Here is a 25,139-nt window from a genome sequence, read left to right on the forward strand (position 1 = left end):
GTAGATCATGGGACTCGAAGAGAAGCTGCCCTCCGGATTCGTGCTGGGCAAGGTCGAGGATCTGGTCGGCTGGGTCCGGTCGTCCTCGATGTGGCCGGTCACCATGGGCCTGGCCTGTTGCGCGATCGAGATGATGGCCGCCGGCACCCCCCGGTTCGACCTCGCCCGGTTCGGCATGGAGGTGTTCCGGGCCTCGCCGCGTCAGGCGGACCTGATGATCGTGTCCGGCCGGGTCAGCCACAAGATGGCGCCGGTGCTGCGGACCGTCTACGACCAGATGTCGGACCCGAAGTGGGTCATCTCGATGGGGGTGTGTGCGTCCTCTGGCGGCATGTTCAACAACTACGCGATCGTCCAGGGCGTGGATCACGTCCTGCCCGTCGACGTGTACCTGCCCGGCTGCCCGCCCCGCCCCGAGATGCTCATCAACGCGATCCTCGAACTGCACAAGCAGGTCATCAAGGGGGCGCCGCTCGGTGAGCACCGTGCCGAGATCAACCGCGCCGTCGAGGCCGCCGCGCTGAACGCCGTCCCGACGCAGGAGATGAAGGGGCTGCTCGCATGAGCGGAACCACCGGCGCCGGAGACGAGCCCGTCATGGACCCGGCCCTCGAGGCGCAGGAGGCCGGCTCCCAGCACCTCGTCCAGCCGCCGCGGGGGACCGCGCCGCTGGACATCATCGACGTCCGCAAGGGCATGTTCGGCGTGGACGGCTCCGGTGACACGTCCGGCTTCGGCGGGCTGGAGCGCACGATCGCCCTGCCCGGACCGACGGAACGGCCCTACGGCGGCTACTTCGACGAGGTCGCGGACATCCTCGCCGAGGTCCTCGGTGAGGCCGGTGTGGCCTACGACGACGCCGTCGAGAAGGTCGTCGTCTTCCGCGACGAGATGACCCTGTACATCGCCCGCGAGCACCTGCCGGTCGTGGCCAGATCCCTGCGCGACGACCAGGACCTGCGGTTCGAACTGTGCCTGGGCGTCAGCGGCGTCCACTACCCCGCGGACGCCGGGCGCGAACTGCACGCGGTGTACCCGCTCTTCTCGGTGACCCACAACCGGACCATCCGGCTGGAGGTCGCCGTCGCGGACGCGGACCCGCACATCCCGAGCCTGGTGGACATCTACCCCGCCAACAACTGGCACGAGCGCGAGACCTGGGACTTCTTCGGCATCGTCTTCGACGGTCACCCCAGCCTGTCCCGGATCGAGATGCCGGACGACTGGCCCGGTCACCCGCAGCGCAAGGACTACCCGCTGGGTGGGATCCCGGTGGAATACAAGGGCGCAACCGTACCTGCGCCCGATGAGCGGAGGGCCTACAACTGATGGCTGCCACCTTCCCGTCAGCAACGCGCGGCGCCGGCCCGGCCGGTACCGAGGGCGTCCACGAGTTCACCGCCGCCGGCGGTGACTGGGACGAGATCAGTGCCGAGGCCGAACGCCTCGGCGACGAACGCATCGTCATCAACATGGGCCCGCAGCACCCGTCCACGCACGGCGTGCTCCGCATCGTCCTGGAGATCGAGGGCGAGACGGTCACCGAGGCCCGGGCCGGCATCGGGTTCCTGCACACCGGCATCGAGAAGAACATGGAGTACCGCACCTGGACCCAGGGCGTGACGTTCTGCACCCGCATGGACTACGTCGCCCCGCTGTTCCAGGAGGCCGGGTACTGCCTCGCCGTCGAGAAGCTCCTCGGCATCACCGACGACCTGCCCGAGCGGGCCACCCTGATCCGCGTGCTGATGATGGAGCTCAACCGGATCAGCTCGCACATCGTGGCGATCGGGACCGGCGGCAACGAGCTCGGCGCCACCACGATGATGACGATCGCGTTCCGTGAGCGCGAGGAGATCCTGCGGATCTTCGAGGCGATCACCGGTCTGCGGATGAACCACGCCTACATCCGCCCGGGCGGTGTGGCCCAGGACCTCGCGCCCGGGACCACCCAGATGATCCGGGACGCGATCCCGAAGATCCGGGACGGGATCGGCGAGCTCGAGAAGCTCACGCTCGCGAACCCGATCTTCATCGGCCGTCAGAAGGGCGTCGGCATCCTGCCCCTGGCCGGGGCGATGGCCCTGGGCACCGCGGGGCCCATGCTGCGCTCGGCCGGGGTGCCGTTCGACCTGCGTCGGGCCCAGCCGTACTGCGGCTACGAGACCTACGACTTCGACGTGATCACGGACACCGGCGCGGACGCCTACGCCCGCGTGGTGGTCCGGTTCAAGGAGATGCGCGAGTCGCTGAAGATCGTCCAGCAGGTGCTGGACCGCCTCGAGGCCCAGGACCGCAAGGGCAAGCAGCCGGTGATGGTCGCGGACAAGAAGATCGCCTGGCCCGCGCAGCTGTCTGTCGGCAGCGACGGGCAGGGCAACTCCCTCGACCACATCCGCCAGATCATGGGCACCTCGATGGAGGCCCTGATCCACCACTTCAAGCTGGTCACCGAGGGCTTCCGGGTGCCGGCCGGCCAGGTCTACCAGCAGATCGAGCACCCGAAGGGGATCCTCGGCGTGCACCTGGTCTCCGACGGCGGCACCCGGCCCTACCGGGTGCACTTCCGGGACCCGTCCTTCAACAATCTGCAGTCACTGTCGATCCTCTGCGAGGGCGGCACCATCGCCGACGTGGTGATCTCGGTCGCCTCGATCGACCCGGTCCTGGGAGGGGTGGACCGCTGATGGTCACCGACAACCGTGGTTACGCGCCCGACGTCCGGGCGCGGCTCACCGCCGACGCGGACCAGATCCTGGCGCGCTACCCCGAGGCCCGCTCGGCCCTGCTGCCGCTGCTGCACCTGGTGCAGTCCGAGGACGGCTACGTGAGTCCGGCCGGGATCGCTTTCTGCGCGGACGTGCTCGACCTCAGCCGCGCCTCGGTGTCCGCGGTCGCGACCTTCTACAGCCAGTACAAGCGGCGCCCGAACGGCGAGTACACCGTCGGCGTGTGCACGAACACGCTGTGCGCGGTGATGGGCGGGGACGCGATCTTCGACCGGCTCTCCGAGCGGCTGGGCATCGGCCACGACGAGACCACCGAGGACGGCCGGATCACCCTGGAGCGCGTCGAGTGCAACGCGGCGTGCGACTACGCGCCGGTGATGGTCATCAACTGGGAGTTCTTCGACAACCAGACCCCCACCTCGGCGGTGGACGTGGTGGACGCCCTGCTCGAGGGACGCCCCGTGACGCCCACCCGCGGCGCGGACACGGTCGCCACCTTCCGGGAGGTCTCCCGGGTGCTCGCCGGCTTCGAGGACGGCCGCGCGGACGAGGGCCTGGGCGCCGGCCCGGCCACCCTGGTCGGCCTGGAGATGTCCCGGGCCAAGGGCTGGACGGCACCGGCCCCGGAGTCCGAGGAGTCGTCCGAGGGCAGCGAGGGCAGCACGGCCGCTGGGGGCACAGGGCAGGCCGGCACCGACCAGGTCGGTGATGCCGGCTCCAGCGCCGAGCGCGAGGAGACCACCCCGGCGGACACCTCCGCCGAGCCGGTGACCAAGTCAGAAGAGAAGGGCTCGAGCGAATGACCACCCTGGCGCCGATCCTGAGCGACATCTGGGACGCACCCCGGTCCTGGACGCTGGCGACGTACACCGAGCACCAGGGCTACGACGCCTGGCGCAAGGCCATCCACACCGAGCCGGCCGAGCTGGTCAACGCCGTGAAGGACTCCGGCCTGCGTGGCCGTGGCGGCGCCGGGTTCCCGACCGGGCTGAAGTGGAGCTTCCTGCCGGCGCCGGACGGCGGGCCCCGCTACCTCGTGGTCAACGCGGACGAGTCCGAGCCGGGCACCTGCAAGGACATCCCGCTGATGCTGGCGAACCCGCACTCCCTGATCGAGGGGGTGGCGATCACGTCGTTCGCGATCGGCTCCAACCACGCCTTCATCTACCTGCGCGGCGAGGTCGTGCACGTCTACCGGCGCCTGCTCGCGGCCGTCCGCGAGGCGCGCGAGGCGGGCCTGCTCGGGCAGAACATCCTGGGCACCGGCTACGACCTCGAGGTCACCGTGCACGCCGGTGCCGGTGCCTACATCTGCGGTGAGGAGACCGCCCTCCTGGACTCCCTCGAGGGCCGCCGGGGCCAGCCCCGCCTGAAGCCGCCGTTCCCCGCCGTCGCCGGCCTGTACGCCCGCCCGACGGTGGTCAACAACGTCGAGTCCATCGCGAGCGTGCCGACCATCATCCGCAACGGCGTCGACTGGTTCACCTCGATGGGCACCGAGAAGTCGAAGGGCCACGGCCTGTTCTCACTGTCCGGGCACGTCGCCAAGCCGGGCCAGTACGAGGCCCCGCTCGGGATCACCTTCCGCGAGTTGCTGGACATGGCCGGCGGCGTCCGGGACGGGCACTCCCTGAAGTTCTGGACGCCCGGCGGCTCCTCCACCCCGATCCTGACCGCGGAGCACCTGGACGTCGTGCTGGACTACGAGTCCGTCGGGGCGGCCGGCTCCATGCTCGCGACCCGTGCCCTGCAGGTCTTCGACGAGACCACCTCGGTGGTCCGGTGCGTGTCCCGGTGGACCGACTTCTACCAGCACGAGTCGTGCGGCAAGTGCACTCCGTGCCGCGAGGGCACGTTCTGGCTGAAGCAGATCCTGCACCGGCTCGAGGCAGGCAAGGGCACCGAGTCCGACGTCGACCTGCTGCTGGACGTGGCCGGCAACATCGAGGGCCGCTCCTTCTGCGCCCTCGGCGACGCTGCCGCCACCCCGATCAAGAGCGCCATCAAGTACTTCCGTGAGGAGTTCGAGCAGGGCGTCCACACGCCCGCCTGGGAACTCTTCCCCTACGAGGCCAACGCGGCCTTCTCCGGAGCGACGGCATGACCGCCACCACCAACTCCTCGTCCTCTGCCGTGGCCCCGGTCGAGGAGATCACCCTGACCATCGACGGTCTCGACGTCAGCGTGCCCAAGGGCACCCTGGTGATCCGGGCCGCCGAGACGGTGGGCATCCAGATCCCTCGGTTCTGCGACCACCCGCTGCTCAAGCCGGCGGGGGCGTGCCGCCAGTGTCTGGTGGACATCGCCACCCCGGACCGTGAGGGAAACCTGCGCCCGATGCCGAAGCCGCAGGCCTCGTGCACCATCGAGGCCACGCCGGGCATGGTCGTCAACACCCAGCACACCTCGGCGGTGGCCGAGAAGGCCCAGCGCGGTCAGATCGAGTTCCTGCTCGTCAACCACCCGCTGGACTGCCCGGTCTGCGACAAGGGCGGGGAGTGCCCGCTGCAGAACCAGGCGATGAGCAACGGGTCCGCGACGTCCCGGTTCGTCGACATCAAGCGCACGTTCCCCAAGCCGATCAAGATCTCCACGCAGATCCTGCTCGACCGGGACCGGTGCATCCTGTGCCAACGCTGCACCCGGTTCTCCGCCGAGATCGCCGGGGACCCCTTCATCGACCTGCAGGGCCGCGGCGGCGGCGCCCCGGGTGGCCACGGCCATGGGCTGCCCGCCCAGCAGATCGGCCGCTTCGACGAAGCGATCCTCGAGTACACCCCGAGCGGTGACCAGGGGCCGGTCGAGTCCGAGCGCACCGGCGACGTCGTCGGCCCGTACGGTCAGGCCGGCGTGCTGTCCAGCGTAGCCGGCAGCATCGGCGGAGCCCTGGAGGACACCTCCGGTCGCCCGTTCGCGTCCTACTTCTCCGGGAACACCATCCAGATCTGCCCGGTCGGTGCCCTCACCTCGGCCGCCTACCGGTTCCGGTCGCGCCCGTTCGACCTGGTCTCGACCGCGTCGATCGCCGAGCACGACGCGTGCGGCTCCGCGATCCGGATCGACCACCGCCGCGGCGTGGTGCTGCGCCGGCTCGCCGGGGACGACCCGGCGGTCAACGAGGAGTGGATCACCGACAAGGACCGGTTCGCGTTCGCGTGGCAGACGTCCTCCGATGTGCTCACCGCCCCGCTGGTGCGGGACGAGGAGACCGGCGAACTGGTGCCGACCAGCTGGTCCGAGGCCATCGGCCTCGCCGCCGACGGCCTGCGCAGGGCCGGTGACGGCGCCGGCGCGGCCGCGCTGCCCGGTGGCCGCCTGACCCTCGAGGACGCGTACGCGTGGTCGAAGTTCACGCGCACGGTGCTCGGCACCAACGACATCGACTTCCGTGCCCGGGTGCACTCGGCCGAGGAGGCCGACTTCCTCGCGAACCGGGTCGCCGGTTCGGGGCTCGACGTGACCTTCGGCGACCTCGAGCGCGCACCCCGGGTGCTGCTCGTCGGCCTCGAGCCCGAGGAGGAGGCCGGTACGGTCTTCCTCCGGCTGCGCAAGGGCATGCTCGCCGGCCGAGTGCAGGTCACCACGATCGCCCCGCTCGCGACCCGAGGCTCCACCAAGCTGCGCGCCGAGCTCGTCCGCACGGCACCGGGCGAGGAGCCCTCCGTCCTGGACGCCCTCGCCGGGGTCACGGGCACGCCCGAGCACCTCGCCGACCTCAGGGCCGCCCTCGCCGAGCCGGGCACCGTGGTTCTCGCCGGCGAGCGGCTCGCCGGCGTGCCCGGGGCGCTGTCCGCCCTGGACCGGCTGGTCTCGGCCGCGGGCGCCAGGTTCGCCTGGGTGCCGCGACGCGCGGGCGACCGCGGCGCCGTCGAGGTCGGCCTGCTGCCGGGCCTGCTGCCCGGTGGGCGCCCGACGGCGGAGGCGGAGGCGCGTGTCGACGTCGCCTCGGTCTGGGGCGTGAGCGAGCTGCCCGCCGCGCCGGGCCGGGACCTGACCGGGATCCTCGACGCCGCGACGGCCGGGGAGATCGACGCCCTCGTCGTCGGCGGCATCGACCTCGAGGACCTGCCGTCGCCGGCCCAGGCCGAGGTGGCGCTGGCCGCCGCGGGCTTCGTCGTGCAGCTCGAGGTGCGCCGCTCGGCGGTCACCCAGCACGCGGACATCGTGCTCCCGATCGCGCCGACCACGCACAAGTCCGGGACGTTCCTGAACTGGGAGGGCCGCCCTCGCCCGTTCGGCCAGGTCTTCACGACCAGCGCCCTCACCGACGCACGGGTGCTCGGCATGCTGGCTGACGCCGTCGGGGTTGACCTGGGCACCCGCACCCTCGAGGACATCCACCGCGAGCTCGCCGAGTTCGACGGGTGGGAGGGCCCACGCACCGCCGCCCCCGCGGTCGAGGCGACCCCCGTCCCGGCCCTCGACGCCGGCCAGGTGCGGCTCGCGACCTGGCGCCTGATGCTCGACTCCGGCCGCGGCCAGGACGGCGAACCCCACCTCGCGGGCACCGCGTACCGCCCGGTGGCGCTGCTGTCGCCGGCCACGGCTGCCACGCTCGGCCTCGCCGAGGGTGACCGGGTCCGGGTCACCGGGCCCGATGGTGACATCGTCCTGCCGGTCCTGCCGACGCCCATGGGCGACGACGTGGTCTGGCTGCCGCAACACTCCCCGGGATCGTCCGTGCACCGGACCCTCGGGGCCACGGCAGGTGCCGCGGTGCGCCTGACCGCCGTCGACGCGGAGGTCGCCCGATGAACACCAACCTCGCTCCCATCCTGGCCCGGAGCACCGGAGCCGCGGACTTCAGCAACGACACGATCTGGGTCTCGGTCATCAAGGCCGTCGCGATCCTGCTGTTCCTGCTGCTGTCCGTGCTGTTCGCGCTCTGGTTCGAGCGCCGGATCATCGCCCGGTTCCAGCAGCGGCTCGGCCCGAACGTGCGCGGCCCGTTCGGTCTGGTGCAGTCCATCCCGGATGCCTTGAAGCTGATCCTCAAGGAGGACATCACCGTCAAGGCCGCGGACAAGGTGATCTATCTGATCGCCCCCGTGATCTCGGTGTTCTGCGCCTTCATGATCTACGCCGTCATCCCGTTCGGGCCGATGGTGGAACTCCCGGGTGGCTTCACCACTCCGCTGCAGCTGACCGACACCCCGGTCTCGATCCTGTACATCCTCGGGATCACCGGCCTCGGCGTATACGGCATCGTGCTCGGCGGCTGGTCCTCGGGGTCGAGCTACCCGCTGCTCGGCGCGGTGCGCTCCACCGCGCAGATCATCTCCTACGAGCTCGGCATGAGCCTGGCCCTGGTCAGCGTGCTGCTCGTGGCCGGCTCGATGTCCACCTCCGAGATCGTGAACTCCCAGGAGAACCTGTGGTGGGCGTTCGCGCTGTTGCCGGCGTTCGTGGTCTACCTGATCTCCGCGTTCGGTGAGGTGAACCGGCTCCCGTTCGACCTCCCGGAGGCCGAGGGCGAACTGGTCGCCGGGTACCAGACCGAGTACTCCTCGATGAAGTTCGCCTGGTTCTACCTGGCCGAGTACATCAACATGCTGAACGTGGCCGCCGTCGCGACCACGGTCTTCATGGGCGGCTGGCGGGCACCGTGGCCGCTGGTGACCCTGTTCGGTGAGGGCGTTGACCAGGGCTGGTGGGGCCTGCTCTGGTTCATCCTGAAGATCTGGCTCTTCATGTTCCTGTTCGTCTGGGTCCGCGCCACGCTGCTGCGGTTCCGTTACGACCAGTTCATGGCCTTCGGCTGGAAGGTGCTGATCCCGGTCGCGCTGGTCTGGCTCGGCCTCGTCGCCGCCTTCCAGGGCGTGCGCCACTTCACGTCCTTCGACCCGACCGCGATCGATGTCGGCGGGCTCTCCCTGCGCACCGTGCTGTTCGGGATAGCGGGGATCCTCATCGTCGTCACGATCGTCATGTACCTGATCCCGGACCGGGGCAAGAAGCCCGCCGTGGAGGGCGCCGGCGCGAAGGTCCCGGAGCCCGCCGACGAGCCGTTCGACGCGTTCGCCGGTGGCTACCCCGTGCCACCGCTGCCGGGTCAGAAACTGCCGCCGTCCACGCGGCGCGCCCGGGTCACCACCCCGGCCGCCCCCGCCGAGGACGAGACCACCGACGAGGAGAAGACCGATGGCTGAGCAGGGCAAGGGCAAGAAGCCCGCGCCGGGCAAGCGAAGCGGGAACCAGCCGAAGCGGCCCACCGCGAGCCGCGCCCCGGAGCGGGCCAGGCCGGGCGCGACCCCGGCGAAGGCCGGCCGGGCCAAGACCCCGGCGTTCGATGTGGACTCCGACCTCGACAAGAGCGGCCTCGCCGAGTTCTTCGCACCGGTGGCGGGTTTCGGCGTCACCATGTCCACGCTGTTCCGGCCGGTGGTCACCGAGCAGTACCCGTTCGAGAAGGCACCGACAGCGCCGCGATACCACGGCCGCCACCAGTTGAACCGGCACCCCGACGGGCTCGAGAAGTGCATCGGCTGCGAACTGTGCGCGTGGGCCTGCCCCGCGGACGCCATCTACGTCGAGGCCGGCAACAACACCCCGGAGGCCCAGTACTCGCCGGGGGAGCGGTACGGCAAGGTCTACCAGATCAACTACCTGCGCTGTATCTTCTGCGGGCTCTGCATCGAGGCCTGCCCCACGCGGGCGCTGACGATGACGAACGACTACGAGCTCGCCGGGACCACGCGGGAGAAGATGATCTTCGAGAAGGACACGCTGCTGGCCCCGCTCCGGTCCGGGATGCTGGCCGCGCCCCACCCGATGGTCGCGGGCCTCAGCGACGGCGACTACTACCGAGGTGACGTCAGCGGACCCACCACGGAGCAGGTGGCCTGGGTGAAGGAGCGCCGCCCCGAGGACGAGAGCCTCTCCGCGGCCGGCGCCGCCGCGACCCGCGCCGCCAAGGGAGGCAAGGAATGAACGCCGCCCTGGAGATCTCCACCGGCGAGGCCGTGCTGTTCTGGGTCCTCGCCCCCCTGATGGTCGCCGGTGCCCTCTCCCTGCTGTTCGCGAAGCGGCCGGTCCACATCGCGGTGAGCATCGCCGGGGTGATGATCGGCCTCGCCGTCATGTACATCATGCTGGAGGCGCCCTTCCTGGGCGTGGCCCAGATCGTGGTCTACACCGGCGCGGTCATGATGCTGTTCCTGTTCGTGATCATGCTCGCCGGGGTGGACTCCTCGGAGTCGCTGGTCGAGACGATCAAGGGTCAGCGGGGGATCGCGGTGGTAGGACTGCTGGGCTTGTTGATCCTGGTGATCACCGTGCTCACCCGCGCCTCGCTGCCGCCCGCCGTCGGCCTCGCGCAGGCGAACGCGGACACGAACCCCGTCGGCGTCGCCCGGCTGATCTTCGGCGACTACATCTTCGCGTTCGAACTCACCGCGGCCCTGCTGATCACGGCCGCACTCGGCGCCCTGGTGCTCAGCCACCGCCGCCGCCTCAGCCCGAAGGTCGGCCAGGCCGAACTCGCCGAGGCGAAGCTCGCGGCCTACGGCAAGGGCGGCTCCGCCGAGGGGGTCACCCCGCCGGCCGGGCCCGGTGTCTACGCACGCCACAACAGCGCCGACATGCCCGCCCTGGACGCCGCCGGGAACCCGATCGACGACTCGGTGGTCACCGTGCTCCGGGTCCGGGGGCAGGAGGCCGAGACGGCCGACCTCGACGCCGACCGGGTCGCGAGGATCGCCACCGGCGCGCCGATGGTGCCCGAGCTCGACGGTGCCGAGCGTGCCGACCGGGCCGAGCTGGACGAGCAGGCCGAGACCACGAAGGAGAACGAGGAATGAGCCTGGTCAACTACCTGGTGCTCTCCGGGATCCTGTTCTCGATCGGGTCGATCGCGGTCCTCACGCGACGCAACGCGATCATCGCGTTCATGGGCGTCGAGCTCATGCTGAACGCCGCGAACCTCACCCTGGTCACGTTCGGGCGGCTGCACGGCGACCTGCACGGCCAGGTGATCGCCTTCTTCGTGATGGTGGTCGCCGCCGCCGAGGTGGTCATCGGGCTCGCCATCATCGTGTCCATCTTCCGAACCCGCGGGTCCGCGTCGATCGACGACGCCAACCTGCTGAAGAGCTGAGGGGCCCACGTGGACACCTTGAACCTGGCCTGGCTGCTCGTCGCCATCCCGCTGGTGAGCTCCGCCGTGCTGCTGCTGCTCGGGCGCGGGTCCGACGCCTGGGGCCACTGGTTGGGAGTGCTGGCCTCCGCGGCCTCCGCCGTGCTGGCGATCGTCATCCTCGTGCAGCTGCTCGGCCTCGGCGCCGACGACCGGACCGCCAACGTCCACCTGTTCGACTGGATCCCGGCCGGTGACCTGACCGTCTCGGCGGGCCTGCTCGTGGACCCGCTCTCGGTCACGTTCGCGATCCTGATCACGTTCGTCGGCACCCTGATCCACATCTACGCGGTCGCGTACATGTCGCACGACGTGGATCGGCGCCGGTTCTTCGCCTACCTCAACCTGTTCATCGCCGCCATGCTGGTCCTGGTCCTGGCGGACTCCTACGCGCTGCTCTTCCTCGGCTGGGAGGGCGTGGGTCTCGCGTCCTACCTGCTGATCGGGTTCTGGAACCAGAACACCGAGTACGCGGTCGCGGCCAAGAAGGCGTTCGTCATGAACCGGGTCGGTGACATGGGGATGCTGGTCGCGATGATGGCGATGTTCGCCACGTTCGGCGCGGTCGACTTCGACACCGTCTTCGGTGCCGCCGACGGCGCCGGCGAGGGTGCCATGACGCTGATCGGGCTCATGCTGGTCCTCGCCGCCTGCGGCAAGTCCGCGCAGTTCCCGCTGCAGGCCTGGCTCGGGGACGCGATGGCGGGCCCGACCCCGGTCTCGGCGCTGATCCACGCGGCAACCATGGTCACCGCGGGCGTCTATCTGATCGTCCGCTCCGGGCCGATCTTCGAGCAGACCCCGACGGCGCAGCTCGTCGCGGCGATCGTCGGTGCGGTCACGCTGTTGTTCGGTGCGATCGTCGGGTGCGCGAAGGACGACATCAAGAAGGTCCTCGCGGCGTCCACCATGTCCCAGATCGGCTACATGATGCTGGCCGCGGGCCTCGGCCCGATCGGGTACGCGTTCGCGATCTTCCACCTGATCACGCACGGCTTCTTCAAGGCCGGCATGTTCCTCGGCGCCGGCTCGGTGATGCACGGCATGGGCGACGAGGTGAACATGCGCGGCTTCGGGAACCTCAGCAGGTACATGAAGGTCACCTGGATCACGTTCATGGCGGGTTGGCTCGCCATCATCGGGATCCCACCGTTCTCCGGGTTCTGGAGCAAGGACAAGATCATCGAGTCCGCGTTCGTGGGCGAGGGCTGGCAGCCCTGGGTGTTCGGCACCGTCGCCCTGGTGGGCGCGGGGATCACGGCGTTCTACATGTCCCGGCTGTTCTTCATGACGTTCCACGGCAAGGCCCGTTGGAACGACGGCAAGAACGACCTGCCCGGCCCCGAGCGCACGCCCCACGAGTCCCCGGCCCTGATGACCGTGCCGATGATCGTGCTCGCGATCGGCGCGATCGGACTCGGTGGCCTGCTCACCATCGGCGACTCGTTCGTGACCTGGCTGGAGCCGGTGACCGGGCACGTCGAGCACCACGAGCCGGTGCTGCCGATCCCGGTGATCATGGTGACCACCATCGTCCTGGTGCTGCTCGGCGCCGGCCTCGCCTGGCGCCAGTACGCGGCCTCCGCGGTGCCGGTCGCGCCGCCCACCGGCTCGGTGCTCACCCGCGCCGCCCGTGCGGACCTGTACCAGGACGCGGTCAACGAGGGCGTCTTCATGCGCCCCGGCCAGCACCTGACCCGCACCCTGGTCTACACCGATACGGCCGTCGTCGACGGTGCCGTCAACGGGCTCGGCTCCGGGACGCTGGGCTGGGGAGAAAGACTGCGTCGGCTGCAGAACGGCTTCGTCCGTAGTTACGCCGCGGTGATGCTGATCGGCGTCATCGGTGCCCTTGTCGTCGTCCTCGCCTCGCGAGTCTGAGTCGGAGAGAACCTGATGCCTACTCAATTCGCGGACCTGCCCTGGCTGACCATCCTGATCGTGGTGCCCACCGTCGTGGCCGCACTCATCTGGCTGGTCAAGCCGCTGCGCCGGGCCGCCCGCCCGATCGGGCTCGCCACGAGCGTCCTGGTCCTGATCGGGGTGGCCCTGATGGCGGGCGCGTTCGAGACCGCCGACGCCGCCGAGGTGCAGTTCACCCAGACCGTCGACTGGATCTCGGCGATCGGCGCGAGCTACGCCGTCGGGGTCGACGGGATGGGCCTGACCCTGGTCGCCCTGGCGGCCCTGCTGGTGCCGGTCGTGCTGATCGCCGGCTGGAACGAGGTGACGCTGCCCAGCGGCATCGCCGCAGACCGTGCCGAGGACTCGCTCGCCTACCGCCGAGCCGGATTCGTCTCCCTCGTCCTCGTGCTCGAGTCCCTCATGATCGCGATCTTCGCGGCCCAGGACCTGTTCCTGTTCTACGTGATCTTCGAGGCCATGCTGATCCCGGTGTACTTCCTGATCGGGGTCTACGGGGGACCGAACCGCCGGGGTGCGGCGCTGAAGTTCCTGCTGTACTCCCTCGCGGGCGGCCTCGTGATGCTGGCCGGCGTGATCGCCGTCTACTTCCAGACCGACGGCGGTCCCGGCACCTACCTGCTGGCGAACCTGGGCGACATCGCCTCGGACAACCCGACGCTCCAGATGTGGCTGTTCCTGTCCTTCTTCATCGCGTTCGCGGTGAAGGCGCCGATGTTCCCGGTGCACACCTGGCTGCCGGACGCCGCCGCCCAGGCCACGCCCGGGACGTCCACCCTGCTCGTCGGGGTGCTGGACAAGGTCGGCACGTTCGGGATGATCGCGATCTGCCTGCCGCTGTTCCCGGGGGCTGCCGCCACGGCCGCGCCCGTGATCATCGTGCTGGCGATCATCTCGATCATCTACGGCGGGCTGGTCGCCATCGGGCAGAACGACCTGATGCGGATGATCGCCTTCTCGTCGGTGTCCCACTTCGGGTTCATCGTGATGGGCGTGTTCGTCGGCACCCAGACCGCGATGGTCGGCGCGATGCTGTACATGGTCGCGCACGGGGTCACGATCGCGGCCCTGTTCCTGATCTCCGGGTTCCTCACCCAGCGCGGCGGCAGCCAGGACATGCGCACCTACTCCGGGATGCAGCGCGTCACCCGGGTGCTCGCGGGCACCTGGCTGTTCGCCGGGCTCGCCTCGCTCGCGCTGCCCGGCCTGAGCGGCTTCGTGCCGGAGTACCTGGTGCTCATCGGCAGCTTCGAGGCGCACTGGGCCTACGGGGCGTTCGCCGTGATCGGCGTGGTGCTGTCCGCCCTGTACATCCTGCTCGCCTACCAGCGGGTGTTCACCGGCCCGGTCCCCGAGGCCGGCGCGCCGGTCGAACTGACCGGTGAGGCCCTCGACGTCCCCGACCGGGCCGGCCTGAAGGACCTGACCGGCCGGGAGAAGTGGGCCATCGTCCCGCTCGCCCTCGTCGTCCTCTTCCTCGGTCTCTACCCGGCCCCCGTGCTGGAGCTCCTCTCCGGAGTCGCTGACCAGTTCGCCGCGATCCTTGGGAGCGCCTCATGAACCAGTTCGTCCCGCCCGAGATCGACTGGGCCGCCCTCAGCCCGGTCCTGATCGTGCTCGGCCTCGCCGTGGTCGGCGTGCTCGTCGAGGCCTTCGTGCCGATGCGGGCCCGCCGTGCCACCCAGGTCGTGCTCGCCGTGGTCGGCGTCGGTGCGGCACTGGTGGCCGTCGCGTGGCGCTGGGTGGTCGTCCAGGACGAGGGCCCGACGGCGGTGGTCGCCGGAGCACTGCGCGAGGACGCCCCGGCGCTGCTCGCCCAGGCGATCCTGCTCGTCTGCGCGTTCGTGGGGCTGCTGGTGATCGCCGACCGGTCCTCCGGCGAGGACGCCTTCGCGCCCGCGGCGGCCGCGATCCCCGGGTCCGCCTACGAAGCCGAGGCCCGCAAGGCCGGACTGGCCCAGACCGAGGTCTTCCCGCTGACCATGTTCGCCGTCGGCGGCATGCTCGTCTTCCCGGCCGCCGCCGACCTGCTCACCCTGTTCATCGCGCTCGAGGTGCTGTCCCTGCCGCTGTACCTGCTCGCCGGACTGGCCCGACGCCGTCGGCTGCTATCGCAGGAGGCGTCGCTGAAGTACTTCCTGCTCGGCGCGTTCTCCTCGGCGTTCTTCCTGATGGGCATCGCCCTGCTGTACGGCTACTCCGGCTCGGTCCGGTTCGACGAGCTGGCGACCGCGGTGCCGGCCACCTCCGGTCTGGACGGGATGCTGCTCGCGGGCGTGCTCCTGGTCATCGTCGGCCTGCTGTTCAAGGTCGGAGCCGTGCCGTTCCACTCCTGGGTGCCGGACGTCTACCAGGGGGCTCCGACCCCGATCACCGGGTTCATGGCGGCGTGCACGAAGATCGCGGCATTCGCCGCGTTGCTGCGGTTCGTCTACGTGGTCGTGCCGGGGCTGCAGTGGGACCTCACCGTGGCGCTGTGGGTGATCGCGATCCTCACCATGATCGTGGGCACCGTGCTGGCGGTCGTGCAGACCGACATGAAGCGGATGCTCGCCTACTCCTCGGTCGCGCACGCCGGGTTCCTGCTCCTCGGCGTCATCGCCCTGGTGCCGAGCGGCATCTCCTCGGTCCTGTTCTACCTGCTCGCCTACGGTCTGGCCACCGTCGGTGCGTTCGGCCTGCTCACCCTGGTCCGGGAGCGGGACGCCGACGGCAACGTCACCGGCGAGGCCCTGCACCTGTCCCAGTGGGCCGGTCTCGGCCGGCGCCACCCGGTCCTCGCGGTGTGCTTCACCCTGTTCCTCATCTCGTTCGCGGGGATCCCGCTCACGGGCGGGTTCATCGGGAAGTTCCTGGTCTTCGGGGCAGCCATCGAGGGAGGCGCCTGGCCGCTCGTGGTGATCGCCGTGCTCGCGAGCGCGGCCGCCGCGTTCTTCTACGTGCGGGTCATCGTGCTGATGTTCTTCACCGAGCCCGCCGGCACCGACGCCGACCCCGGCACCACCGTGGTGCGGACCGAGGGCCTGACCGCCGTGGCCGTGGTCGTCTGTGCGATCGGTACCGTGCTGCTGGGCGTGCTGCCCGGCCCGATTCTCGACCTGACGGCGAGTGCCACTAAGTTCATGCTGTGACCTCTTCGATGCTCCCGCTCGGTGACCCCGAGCTGGAGACCCAGATCGCAGGCGAGCTCGACGAGATCGAACGCCGCCTGGTGGCGGCCGCGCGCACCGCGGACGCCCTGGTCTCGGGACCCGCGAACCACCTGCTCTCCGCGGGGGGCAAGCGGCTGCGCCCGGTGCTGGTGCTGCTCACCTCGCAGTTCGGGTCCGGCGTGGACGACGCGGTACGGCAGGCCGCCGTCGCCACCGAGTTGACCCACCTGGCCACCCTGTACCACGACGACGTGATGGACTCCGCGCCGCTGCGGCGGGGGGCACCGAGCGCGCACGAGGTGTGGGGCAACTCGGTCGCGATCCTGACCGGCGACCTGTTGTTCGCGCGGGCCTCCCAGCTCGTCTCCGAGCTCGGACCGGTCGCGGTGCGGATCCAGGCCGACGCCTTCGAACGGCTGGTCCTCGGCCAGCTCCACGAGACCATCGGGCCCGGGCCCGACGAGGACCCGGTGGCCCACTACCTCGGGGTGCTCGCGGACAAGACCGGCTCGCTGATCGCCGCCGCCGCCCACTACGGCACCCTGTTCGCCGGGGCCGGGCCGGACGTCCGCGCGGCCACGGTCGCCTACGCGGAGAAGGTCGGGGTCGCGTTCCAACTCGCCGACGACGTCATCGACCTCGCCTCGGACGCCGAGACCACCGGCAAGACGCCGGGCACCGACCTGCGCGAAGGGGTGCCCACCATGCCCGTGCTGCTGCTGCGGGCCCGGGCCTCGGCCGGCACCCTGGACGCCGAGGGGGTCCGGCTGCTCGCCGACCTCGACGGCGATCTCAGCTCCGACGACGACCTCGCCGCCGTGCTGGCGCGGCTGCGCGCCCATGACGTCGTGGACGAGGCCCGGGCGCTCGCCCGGTCCTGGTCCGCGGACGCCGTCGCGGAACTGCGCGGGCTGCCCGAGTCCTCGGCCAGGTCCGCCCTGGAGGCGTTCGCCGGGCTCCTGGTCGACCGCCTCGCCTGACCCGCACCCTTCGCCCCGCACCCTTCGCCCCGCCAGCCCCCGGCGCCCCCGCCCCGCCAGCCCCCGGCGCCCCTGGCGCCGCCGCGCCCCTGCTCGCTGAGATCGCACCTGATGCTCTGAGTTCGCACCGTGCTGGTGTGCGACCTCAGCAGCGCAGGTGCGATGTCGGCGGATTCCGGGACGGGTGATGGGTCAGGTGGTCGACGGGGAGTCGGCCAGCTGCACCACTTGCAGGCCGTGCTCACGGCTGACGTACTGACCACGGCCGGGCTCGCTGGGAGTCGGCTTCGCCGTCCCGATGAGGGCTCCCTCGTCCTTGCTGCCGGAGAGCACCACGCCGGGCGCGGCGAGGTCCCGCAGCGCCTGGAGCACCGGTTCGTACATCGCCCGGCCGGCGCCACCGGTGCGGCGGGTGACGTTCAGGTGCAGCCCGACGTCGCCGGCCTGGGCGAGCAGCGGGATCAGCGGGCTGATCGGGTTCCCGGTGGAGGTGGCGACCAGGTCGTAGTCGTCGACCAGGATGAACACCTCGGCGCCGGTCCACCAGGACCGGGCACGCAGCTGCTGCGGGGTCACGTCCGGTCCGGGCAGCCGGGAGCGGAGGTAGTCGGCGATCCCGGCGATCTCCCCGGCCGCCTGCTCGGCCGTGGTGAAGTAGCCGGCCAGGTACTCCTCGGGGATCTCGGCGAGCAGGGAGCGCCGGTAGTCCACCACGAACAGCTGGGCCTGTTTCGGGGTGTACAGCCGCTGCACCTCACGCGCGATCCCGCGGAGCAGCCCGGACTTGCCCGAGCCTGAGTCCCCGAACGCGTAGAAGTGCGCGTCCTGGCGGGGGTTCAGCCCCACCGGGCCGAGCGAGGACTCGTTGATGCCGAGCAGGATCTGATCGGCCAGCGGCGTGCCGGCGGCGAGCTCACGGACCTCCTCGAGGGTGATCAGTTCCGGCAGCAGGCGCAGCTTCGGCGGCTGCGGCCCGGTCCAGGCCCCGTTGACCTCCTCGATCAGGTGCTCCACCCCGGCCCCGAGCGTGTTCGCCGAGCCGTCACCGTCGATGCGCGGCAGCGACGTGAGCACGTGGTGGCGGGACACCACGAGGCCGCGTCCGGGCCGGTCCTTCGGCACATTCGCGGCGACCTTGCGGTCGATGTCGGAGTCCATCGGGTCACCGAGGCGCATCTCGAGCTTGGTGCCGAACACGTCCTTGACCTGGGTGCGGAAGTCGATCCACCGGTTCGTGGCGGCGATCAGGTGCATCCCGAACGTGAGGCCACGCCCGGCCAGCGCCTGGATCTCCATCTCCATGCCATCGAACTCGGCCCGTAGGGTCGGCCAGCCGTCCACGATCAGGAACACGTCACCGTATCCGTCGTCGGCGCGGCCCTCGAGGCGGCGCTGCCGGTAGGTCTCGATCGAGTCGATGCCCTGCTCGCGGAAGTACACCTCGCGGGCGTTCACGATGCCCTCGAGCTCGGCGAGGATCCGCCGCACCACGTCGGGCTCGCTGCGGGTCGCGACCCCGGCCACGTGGGCCAGGGAGGACATCGGCGCGAAGGTGCCGCCGCCGAAGTCCATCACGTAGAACTGCACCTCGAGCGGGGTGTGGGTCAGGGACAAGCCGGTCACCACGGACCGGGCCACGGTCGACTTCCCGGACCGTGGCCCGCCGACGATCGCCATGTGGCCGCCCGCGCCGGACAGGCTCAGCCGCAGCGTGTCTCGGCGCTGCTCCAACGGCCGGTCGACGATGCCCAGCGGGAACGTGAGCGCCCCAGCTCCCCGCCAGGACGAGGAGACCAGCCCGAGCCCGGGGTCGACGGCCAGGTCCGGCATCATCTGGTCGTAGGTGTACGGCACCTCGAGCGGCGGCAGCCACACCTGGTGGGCGGCCGGGCCCTTGCCCTTCATCCGGTCGACGGCGATGTCGAACGTGACCCGCTTCTCCTCGGGCTCGTTGCTGGCCGGCATCGGATCCGGCTCGTCATCGGTGTCCAGGGTGAGCACCGGCGCCGCCGTGAACGGCTCGATCCTCGCCTCGGTGACGGACTCCGACGAACCGCGCACCGACCGTCGTCGGGCCTTCGGCGGCGCCGAGACGTACGCCGCACGGAACTGGATCAACGTCGACGCGTCCGACTTCAGGAACCCGTGTCCTCCTCCACCGGGCAGCTCGAACGCGTCCGGCACCCCGATCACGGCCCGGGAGTCGGCACCGGAGAAGGTCTTCAGACCGACCCGGTAGCTCAGGTGCGACTCCAGTCCCCGCAGCTTGCCCTCCTCGAGCCGCTGCGTGGACAGCAGCATGTGGATCTGCAGCGACCGGCCGAGCCGCCCGATCGCCACGAACAGGTCGGCGAACTCCGGCTTGGCCGAGAGCAACTCGGAGAACTCGTCGGCGACGATGAGCAGCGCCGGCAGCGGCGCGAGGTCGCTGCGGCCGCCCTTTCGGGCCTTCTCGTAGTCGGCGACGTTGGCGAAGTTCCCGCTGGCCCGGAGCAGTTCCTGACGGCGGACCATCTCACCCTTGAGGGCGTCCTGCATGCGGTCCACCAGGGTGAGTTCCTCACCGAGGTTCGTGATGATCGCGGAGACGTGCGGCATCTCCGCCATCCCGGCGAAGGTGGCGCCACCCTTGAAGTCCACCAGCACGAAGTTCAGGTCCTCGGAGGAGTGCGTGAGCGCGAGGGCCAGGACCAAGGTGCGCAGCACCTCGGACTTGCCGGATCCGGTCGCACCGATCAGCAGCCCGTGCGGGCCCATGCCCTGTTGGGCGGACTCCTTGATGTCCAGGGCGAGCGGCTGCCCCTGCGACGTCAGCCCGACCGGCACCCGCAGCCGGTCCCGGGGCAGGCGCGGTGCCCAGGCGACGGCCGGATCGAAGTCGCGCACGTCCGGGAGCCCGAGCAGGTCCGTCAGCTCGGCCGAGACCGTCGCCTTCGGGGCGCCGCCCTCGTCCGTGCCCTCCACGAGCAGCGGCGCGAGCCGGCGGGCCGTGGCCTCCGCCTCGGCGATACTCATCTGGTCGGCGATGCCCCGCTGCGGCGGGAACCCGCGCTGCAGCACCTGCATCGGGGTCAGACCGGCGTCGGCGCCGGCGCGGACCGTGGCGTAGAGCTGGACCCGCATGGTGTTGCGGCTGCTGAGTTCCTCCCAGGTCTCCGGCAGGTCCAGGACGGTGACGCCCATGACCCCCTCGGGGCTGACCAGCGGGTTGTCGCCGGGAATGTGCCCGCCGTCGACCACGACCAGCACGTGCGGCCCGTCGAACTCGCCGTTGCGCTGGAACCGGCCGCGGTCGTGGATGCCCTTGGGGAGCAGGCCGTCGATGTCGGCGTACGTCTCACCGATCATCCGGGCGGCCCCGACGGCGTCACGCTCGTGGGTCGAGTGGGCATGCGGCAGCCATTTCACCCATTCCCACTGCGGCAGGGCGTCGGGGGCGGCGACCACCGCGATCTGGAGAAGCTCGGGGGCCACGAACGTGGCGAGGTGGCTGATCATCGCGCGGGCCAACGACCGGGACGGCTCGGCCGAACCCGCCAGTTCGACCCTCGCGACCGTGCGGATGTCGACACCGAGGGGCAGGGAGGGCTGGTTCGCGTGGGTCACCAGGAACCGGTGCGCCGCGGACGCCGACACCGGGTCGAGCTGGGCCAGCGGCGACGTCTGGGGTGGCTCCAGCGTCAGCGACAGCGGCTGCGTGGAGCTTCCGATCCGGGTGCGGAGCAGGTTCTGCTCCCCGGGTGGGCGCTCCCAGACCCGGGCTCCCTCCTCGGCGACCACCGGCAGGGCCGAGGGGTCCGGCATCAGCCACTGGGTGTGGTGGCGCTGACGCTTCGCGGCGCCGCGGACCGTGGTGCGCATCTCGGACAGGTAGGCCAGGTACTCACGGCGCGCCGAGACCACGTCCGAGGTGTGCTGGGACTTCTGCCTCCAGATGTTCACGCCGACCATGGACAGGGCCATGAACAGGAACATCCCACCCATGAGGAAGGTGCGGCCGCTCGGCCCGCCCTGGCTGAACGTCAGGACCGCGATCGATCCCATCGAGCCCAGCATCGGCAGGGCCGTGGTGAGTGTGTTGCTCGCGCCCTCGGGCTTGATCAGCTCGGGGGGTGGCTGCAACTGCAACTGACCGGTGGGAACCTTCGGCGGCGCGAGGCGTGAGGCCGGGCCTGCGGACATGCAATGACTCCTCGGGTGCTGGTGGCCGCTCCAGCCTACTGGGCCGACGCCGCGGCACCGCGGGCGCCGGTCCACCGCGACGGCGGGGTGGATGGGCACCTCGACCCATCCGCCCGGCTCGTCCGGGGGTCGGGGCAGAAGGAGGCGCGGGTCGCCGGTGGCTACTATGGCGGGAGCCAGCGGGCACGGTGGACCCTGCCACCGAGCCCACCGACCGGAGCGCATGGGGGGACAGTGAGCACCTCGGCACCCGCTCGCCTGTTCCTCGCGGTCGTCGACGGACCCGACCGGGCGGACATCTCGGTGTCGCCGGACGCACTCGTCGGGGAGGTGCTGCGCGCCCGTGGTGCGGACCCGGACCGGGTGCTCGCGGTCTCGTCCTCCGGAAACGTCCTCGACGTCGACGACCCGATCGGACGTCACCTCGGCAACGGAGGCGTGTTGTGGCTGGTGGGCGGCGGCACGGCCGGCCCGGCCACCGGTCGGGACACGTCCACCGGGCGACGGCCCCGGCAGGTGCGGCGCCGAACCCCCACGGGCAGCGCCGGTTGGCTGGCCTGCGTCGCGGTCACCGCGGCGTGTGCCGTCCTGGTGCTCATCCACTCGCTGTCGGTTGGGACCGGGTCGGGGGTGCTCACCGACCCGTTCCGGTATGCGGTCGCCGCCCTGCTGGCGGCGGGCGCCGTGGTCCTGGCCCTGCGTCGAAGCGGTGACCAGGGTGGCACCACCGTGGCCGGCTCGCACCTGGTCGACGAGACGATCCTCGGCCCGATCCTCGCGTTCACCGCCGGGTTCCTGCTCGCGCCGCCGGACCTCTACGCCGCCCTGCGGCTGGCCGTCATGATCGGCATGGTCGCAGGTGCCTCGATCGCCTCCCTCCGGCTCGCGGTGAGCACCTACCACCAGGACGCGTCCACGGCCGTGGCGTCCGTGCTCACGACGGCATGGGTGTCCCTGGCCGTGCTGTTCGGGCTCGCTCTGCTGCTCGACGTGCCCATCCACGTCGCCCCCGCGCTCATCCTCGGCGCGGTCCCGCTGATGTTGCGCGCGATGCCGAGCGCGTCGATCGCGGTCCCGGACGAGCAACTGCTGGACCTGTCCTTCGTGGCCCGGACGGCCACCTCGGTCCGCGGCCGAGCCCCCAGGCCGCCCGGACGCGTGCAGTGGCAGCAGGTCGAGCGATCGGTCCGGTACGCGGAGCGGCGCAAGGCGGCCGGCCTCGGGATCTCGAGTGCGCTGGTGGTGCTGATGGCGCCGCCGGTCCTGGCGGCGTACGAACCGGGCACCATCACCGGGTGGGCCACGCTCGCCCTGTTCGCGTTCCTGGTCATCACGCTGGGTCTCGGACCCCGCTCCTACCGGGGCGTCGTCGAAAAGTCCGCGCCGCGGTTCGCGCTGCTGGTGCTGCTCGTCGAGATCGCGTGGACGGCCCGGGTGGCCCCGGACGCCGGCCTGTGGTCCCTTGTGGTCATCGGAGCCGGACTCGGGATCGCCCTGCTCACGATGGCCATCGTGACCGGGTGGCGCTCGGTGAAGTGGTCCCGTGCGGGCGACGTCATCGAGGGAATCGCCATCGTCTTCGTGATGCCTGCGGCACTCCTGGCCGCGGGGGTCCTCGAGGGCATGCAGACCGTGGCCGCCGGTTAGTATGCCCGGGGCAGGCGAGGGCGAGTTGAGGGGACGTTGATGTCGGTCGAGGCAACCGAACGCCCGGCCTGGGCGAGGCACACTGGCGCTGGCGCGACTGCGCCGGGTTCGGCTCGTCAGCCGGGCGGCCGGCGGGTCCCGTCGGGGGTGGGGCGTCGCCTGCTCGCGTACGCGGTGGACCTCCTCGCGGTCGCGGCGCTCGTCGCGGCGGTCTTCGTGCCGACCCGCAGCGTCGTGCTCGCCGGCGTCGTCGCCGTCGAGGCGATCGTGGCCCTGGTGCTCTGGGAGGCGCGGACCGGGCGCACCCTCGGCAAGAGCCTGCTCGGCCTCCGGGCCGCCCAGGTCGACGGCCCCTATGCACCGGGCCTCGGCCGGGAACTGATCCGAGCGGCACTGCTCGGGGCGGCCCACCTGGTGGCATTCGTCGGCCAGTTCATCCTGATCGCGACGGCCGCCGCGGATCGCTCCGGACGCGGCCAGGCCGTGCACGACCGGGCGGCCCGCACCGCGGTGCTGGACCTGCGTCCGGAAGCGGCTGCCGCGCCGGCACCGGTCCCGAGCCTGGCGCCGATGCCGCAGACCCAGGCACCCGGCGGCTGGAGCGGGGGGGTCCCGACACCGACGCCGCCGTCGAGCCACGCCGGGATGCCGCCGGCGTGGGCCGCGGGGTCCGCTCAGGTCGCCGCTCCCACCGCACCCGCGGCGGCCGCCGGTTCCGTGCCGACCGGCCCCTCCGGTGGGGTCGGTGGCGGCCCGCGACCGAGCGGGATCCCCGGGCCGGCCCCGGTCGCGCCCTGGGACCGTCCTCGCGGCCCGATGCCCGCGCCGGGCACCGGGGCGTCGGGGGCCACGGGCGCACCGTCGGTGCCCGCCGCACCGCCGTACCAGGGCGTCCCGGCCACCGGGGACGTCCGCCGACCGCAACCCGGACAGCCGGGCGGGCAGCAGCCCCAGCCCGGCCGACCCCAGCAGCCGCAGCAGGGACAACCGCAGTACGGACAGCCACGGCAACCGCAGCCCGGACAACCGCAGCCAGGACAACCGCAGCCCGGACAACCGCAGTACGGCCGGCCACCGGAGGGGCAATCTCGACCCGGCCAGGGGCAACCGCAATCCGGCGAGTACGGCCGGCCCGGGGCCTACGGGCCGCCGGCCGCTCGGCCGCAGACTCCGGGCGGGATGCCGTCCGGGGGCCCGGCGCAGCGGGACCCGCGTGGACCGGTCGCCGGCACCCCGGCCGCGTACGCCCCGCCCGCGACCGGTCGGCCCGGTCCCACGCAGCCCGCTCCCGGCGGCCCGACCGGCACACCGGACCAAGCGGACGGCGCGGGCGGACGCCGGGCTCGCCGAGCCGCGCAGGCCGCGTCCCGCGAGAGCTCCGCGGCCCTCCCGGCACCGGGTGCCGGCGACGCCTCGGCGCAGTTGCCGGAGCACACCTTCTTCCCGCGCGCGGCCGAGCCGGCACAGGTTCCGGGCCTGACCGACGCCCCCGACGCCGGTGCCGGGTCCGACCGACGGGGCGGTTCGCCGTCGGCGGTGTACGTGCTCACCATGGACGACGGCGCGACCGTCACCGTGACCGGATCCGGCCTGCTCGGCAGGCGGCCGCAGGCGCCGGCGGGTGAGCGTTACGACCATCTGGTGGCGATCGACGACCCGGGCCGTTCGCTCTCGCGGACGCACGCCCGGATCGGGATCGAGGACGGGGAACTCTGGGTCGAGGACCGGGGCTCGGCGAACGGCACGCTGGTCGTCGCACCGGACGGCACGCAGGCCCGTGCCTTCCCCGGCAAGCGGGTCGTCGTCCCGGAGGACGGCTCGATCGAGCTCGGCGAGCGGGTCATCACCGTCGCCCGCTGGGAGAGCTGACCGGCCAGCCGGACGGGTCCGGTGGGTACGTGGCTCACGCCGGCGGCGGGCAGTCGAACGCCCCGCCGACCACTCGGGTCGACGGGGCGTTCGGCTGCCTGGGTGTGTGCGCTCAGTGGGCCCGAGCGCGTCCGCGGCTCACCACTTCGGGTCGAACTCCTCCTCCGGAGGCAGGTCCGGTAGCTCGGCGTCCCGGGAGCCGGCGTTCGCGGCCGCGCCGAGGTCGGGCGTGACGCCCTCGTCCTCGAGATCCTCGGCCAGCAGGCCGAGACCGTTGCCCTTCCTGCGCTTCTTGTCCTTCCCGCCGCCGGCTCCGGCCCCGCCCATCAGTCCGGCACCGGCGCCTCCGCGGCCGCCTCCCCGGCCACCTGCGTTCGGTCCGGACTGGCCACCGGGGGCGCCACGTCCGCTGCGTCCACCGGGTCCACCGCGGCCACCGGCCCCACCGGCCGCGCCGCCCAGCGGCACACCGCCGATGCCGACGCCGCCGCCCGGGCCACCGGCGAGCCGACCGGCCGCGCCG

At 71.6% G+C, this 25,139-nt stretch carries 18 protein-coding genes; 16 read left to right on the forward strand and 2 right to left on the reverse strand.

The genetic code is table 11. From position 1 onward, the window contains the following. Positions 1 to 7: 7 nt before the first annotated feature. Genes EXU48_RS16455 through EXU48_RS16520 form a run of 14 tightly spaced genes read left to right on the forward strand, consistent with a single transcriptional unit; the run spans position 8 to position 16,918 of the window. A complete protein-coding gene (locus EXU48_RS16455; RefSeq protein ID WP_133108746.1) occupies positions 8 to 565 on the forward strand; it encodes a NuoB/complex I 20 kDa subunit family protein in 558 nt (185 codons plus the stop codon). Beyond that, positions 562 to 1,329, forward strand: coding sequence for an NADH-quinone oxidoreductase subunit C (locus EXU48_RS16460; RefSeq protein ID WP_207947780.1), 768 nt, complete (start codon positions 562 to 564; stop codon positions 1,327 to 1,329). Before EXU48_RS16455 ends, EXU48_RS16460 begins: the two co-directional genes overlap by 4 nt. Further along, complete coding sequence (locus tag EXU48_RS16465; RefSeq protein ID WP_133108747.1) at positions 1,329 to 2,687, forward strand: NADH-quinone oxidoreductase subunit D; 1,359 nt, start codon at positions 1,329 to 1,331, stop codon at positions 2,685 to 2,687. Before EXU48_RS16460 ends, EXU48_RS16465 begins: the two co-directional genes overlap by 1 nt. Further along, positions 2,687 to 3,532, forward strand: coding sequence for an NADH-quinone oxidoreductase subunit NuoE (gene nuoE, locus EXU48_RS16470; protein WP_133108748.1), 846 nt, complete (start codon positions 2,687 to 2,689; stop codon positions 3,530 to 3,532). Before EXU48_RS16465 ends, nuoE begins: the two co-directional genes overlap by 1 nt. Continuing rightward, a complete protein-coding gene (gene nuoF / locus EXU48_RS16475; RefSeq protein ID WP_133108749.1) occupies positions 3,529 to 4,833 on the forward strand; it encodes an NADH-quinone oxidoreductase subunit NuoF in 1,305 nt (434 codons plus the stop codon). The genes nuoE and nuoF overlap by 4 nt, the downstream gene beginning before the upstream one ends. Next, the gene (locus tag EXU48_RS16480; RefSeq protein WP_133108750.1) at positions 4,830 to 7,484 is read left to right on the forward strand and encodes an NADH-quinone oxidoreductase subunit G; all 2,655 of its coding nucleotides are present in this window, start codon (positions 4,830 to 4,832) and stop codon (positions 7,482 to 7,484) included. The genes nuoF and EXU48_RS16480 overlap by 4 nt, the downstream gene beginning before the upstream one ends. After that, entirely contained in the window at positions 7,481 to 8,878 is a 1,398-nt protein-coding gene (nuoH, locus tag EXU48_RS16485) for an NADH-quinone oxidoreductase subunit NuoH (protein ID WP_133108751.1), read from the forward strand. The genes EXU48_RS16480 and nuoH overlap by 4 nt, the downstream gene beginning before the upstream one ends. Further along, positions 8,871 to 9,659, forward strand: coding sequence for an NADH-quinone oxidoreductase subunit NuoI (nuoI, locus tag EXU48_RS16490; RefSeq protein ID WP_133108752.1), 789 nt, complete (start codon positions 8,871 to 8,873; stop codon positions 9,657 to 9,659). Before nuoH ends, nuoI begins: the two co-directional genes overlap by 8 nt. Continuing rightward, positions 9,656 to 10,528: an NADH-quinone oxidoreductase subunit J gene (locus tag EXU48_RS16495; RefSeq protein WP_133108753.1), complete on the forward strand. Its 873-nt coding sequence runs from the start codon at positions 9,656 to 9,658 to the stop codon at positions 10,526 to 10,528. Before nuoI ends, EXU48_RS16495 begins: the two co-directional genes overlap by 4 nt. Continuing rightward, positions 10,525 to 10,824, forward strand: a complete 300-nt coding sequence (gene nuoK, locus EXU48_RS16500; RefSeq protein WP_133108754.1) for an NADH-quinone oxidoreductase subunit NuoK — start codon at positions 10,525 to 10,527, stop codon at positions 10,822 to 10,824. The genes EXU48_RS16495 and nuoK overlap by 4 nt, the downstream gene beginning before the upstream one ends. Before the next feature lie 9 nt (positions 10,825 to 10,833). Then, positions 10,834 to 12,744 carry an NADH-quinone oxidoreductase subunit L gene (nuoL, locus tag EXU48_RS16505; protein ID WP_133108755.1) on the forward strand — a complete coding sequence of 637 codons (1,911 nt, stop codon included), beginning with the start codon at positions 10,834 to 10,836 and terminating at the stop codon, positions 12,742 to 12,744. Positions 12,745 to 12,759: 15 nt separating this feature from the next. After that, positions 12,760 to 14,346 (forward strand): NADH-quinone oxidoreductase subunit M, encoded by a 1,587-nt coding sequence (locus EXU48_RS16510; protein ID WP_133108756.1) that lies wholly within the window; start codon positions 12,760 to 12,762, stop codon positions 14,344 to 14,346. Beyond that, positions 14,343 to 15,917, forward strand: a complete 1,575-nt coding sequence (gene nuoN, locus EXU48_RS16515; protein WP_133108757.1) for an NADH-quinone oxidoreductase subunit NuoN — start codon at positions 14,343 to 14,345, stop codon at positions 15,915 to 15,917. The genes EXU48_RS16510 and nuoN overlap by 4 nt, the downstream gene beginning before the upstream one ends. Further along, positions 15,914 to 16,918 carry a polyprenyl synthetase family protein gene (locus EXU48_RS16520; RefSeq protein ID WP_235857079.1) on the forward strand — a complete coding sequence of 335 codons (1,005 nt, stop codon included), beginning with the start codon at positions 15,914 to 15,916 and terminating at the stop codon, positions 16,916 to 16,918. Before nuoN ends, EXU48_RS16520 begins: the two co-directional genes overlap by 4 nt. Before the next feature lie 192 nt (positions 16,919 to 17,110). Here the strand turns inward: EXU48_RS16520 and eccCa are convergent, their stop codons facing one another. Continuing rightward, entirely contained in the window at positions 17,111 to 21,100 is a 3,990-nt protein-coding gene (gene eccCa, locus EXU48_RS16525) for a type VII secretion protein EccCa (protein ID WP_133108758.1), read from the reverse strand. A gap of 234 nt (positions 21,101 to 21,334) precedes the next feature. Between eccCa and EXU48_RS16530 the strand changes: the two genes are divergently transcribed. Both EXU48_RS16530 and EXU48_RS16535 read left to right on the forward strand, forming a co-directional pair. After that, a complete protein-coding gene (locus EXU48_RS16530; protein ID WP_133108759.1) occupies positions 21,335 to 22,747 on the forward strand; it encodes a hypothetical protein in 1,413 nt (470 codons plus the stop codon). Positions 22,748 to 22,786: 39 nt separating this feature from the next. After that, complete coding sequence (locus EXU48_RS16535) at positions 22,787 to 24,616, forward strand: RDD family protein (protein ID WP_133108760.1); 1,830 nt, start codon at positions 22,787 to 22,789, stop codon at positions 24,614 to 24,616. Between the two features lie 138 nt (positions 24,617 to 24,754). Here the strand turns inward: EXU48_RS16535 and EXU48_RS24570 are convergent. Continuing rightward, a partial coding sequence (locus EXU48_RS24570; RefSeq protein WP_207947782.1) for a hypothetical protein occupies positions 24,755 to 25,139 on the reverse strand: 385 nt, incomplete at its 5' end.

The sequence above is a fragment of the Occultella glacieicola genome (assembly GCF_004353825.1).
GTDB lineage: Bacteria > Actinomycetota > Actinomycetes > Actinomycetales > Beutenbergiaceae > Occultella > Occultella glacieicola.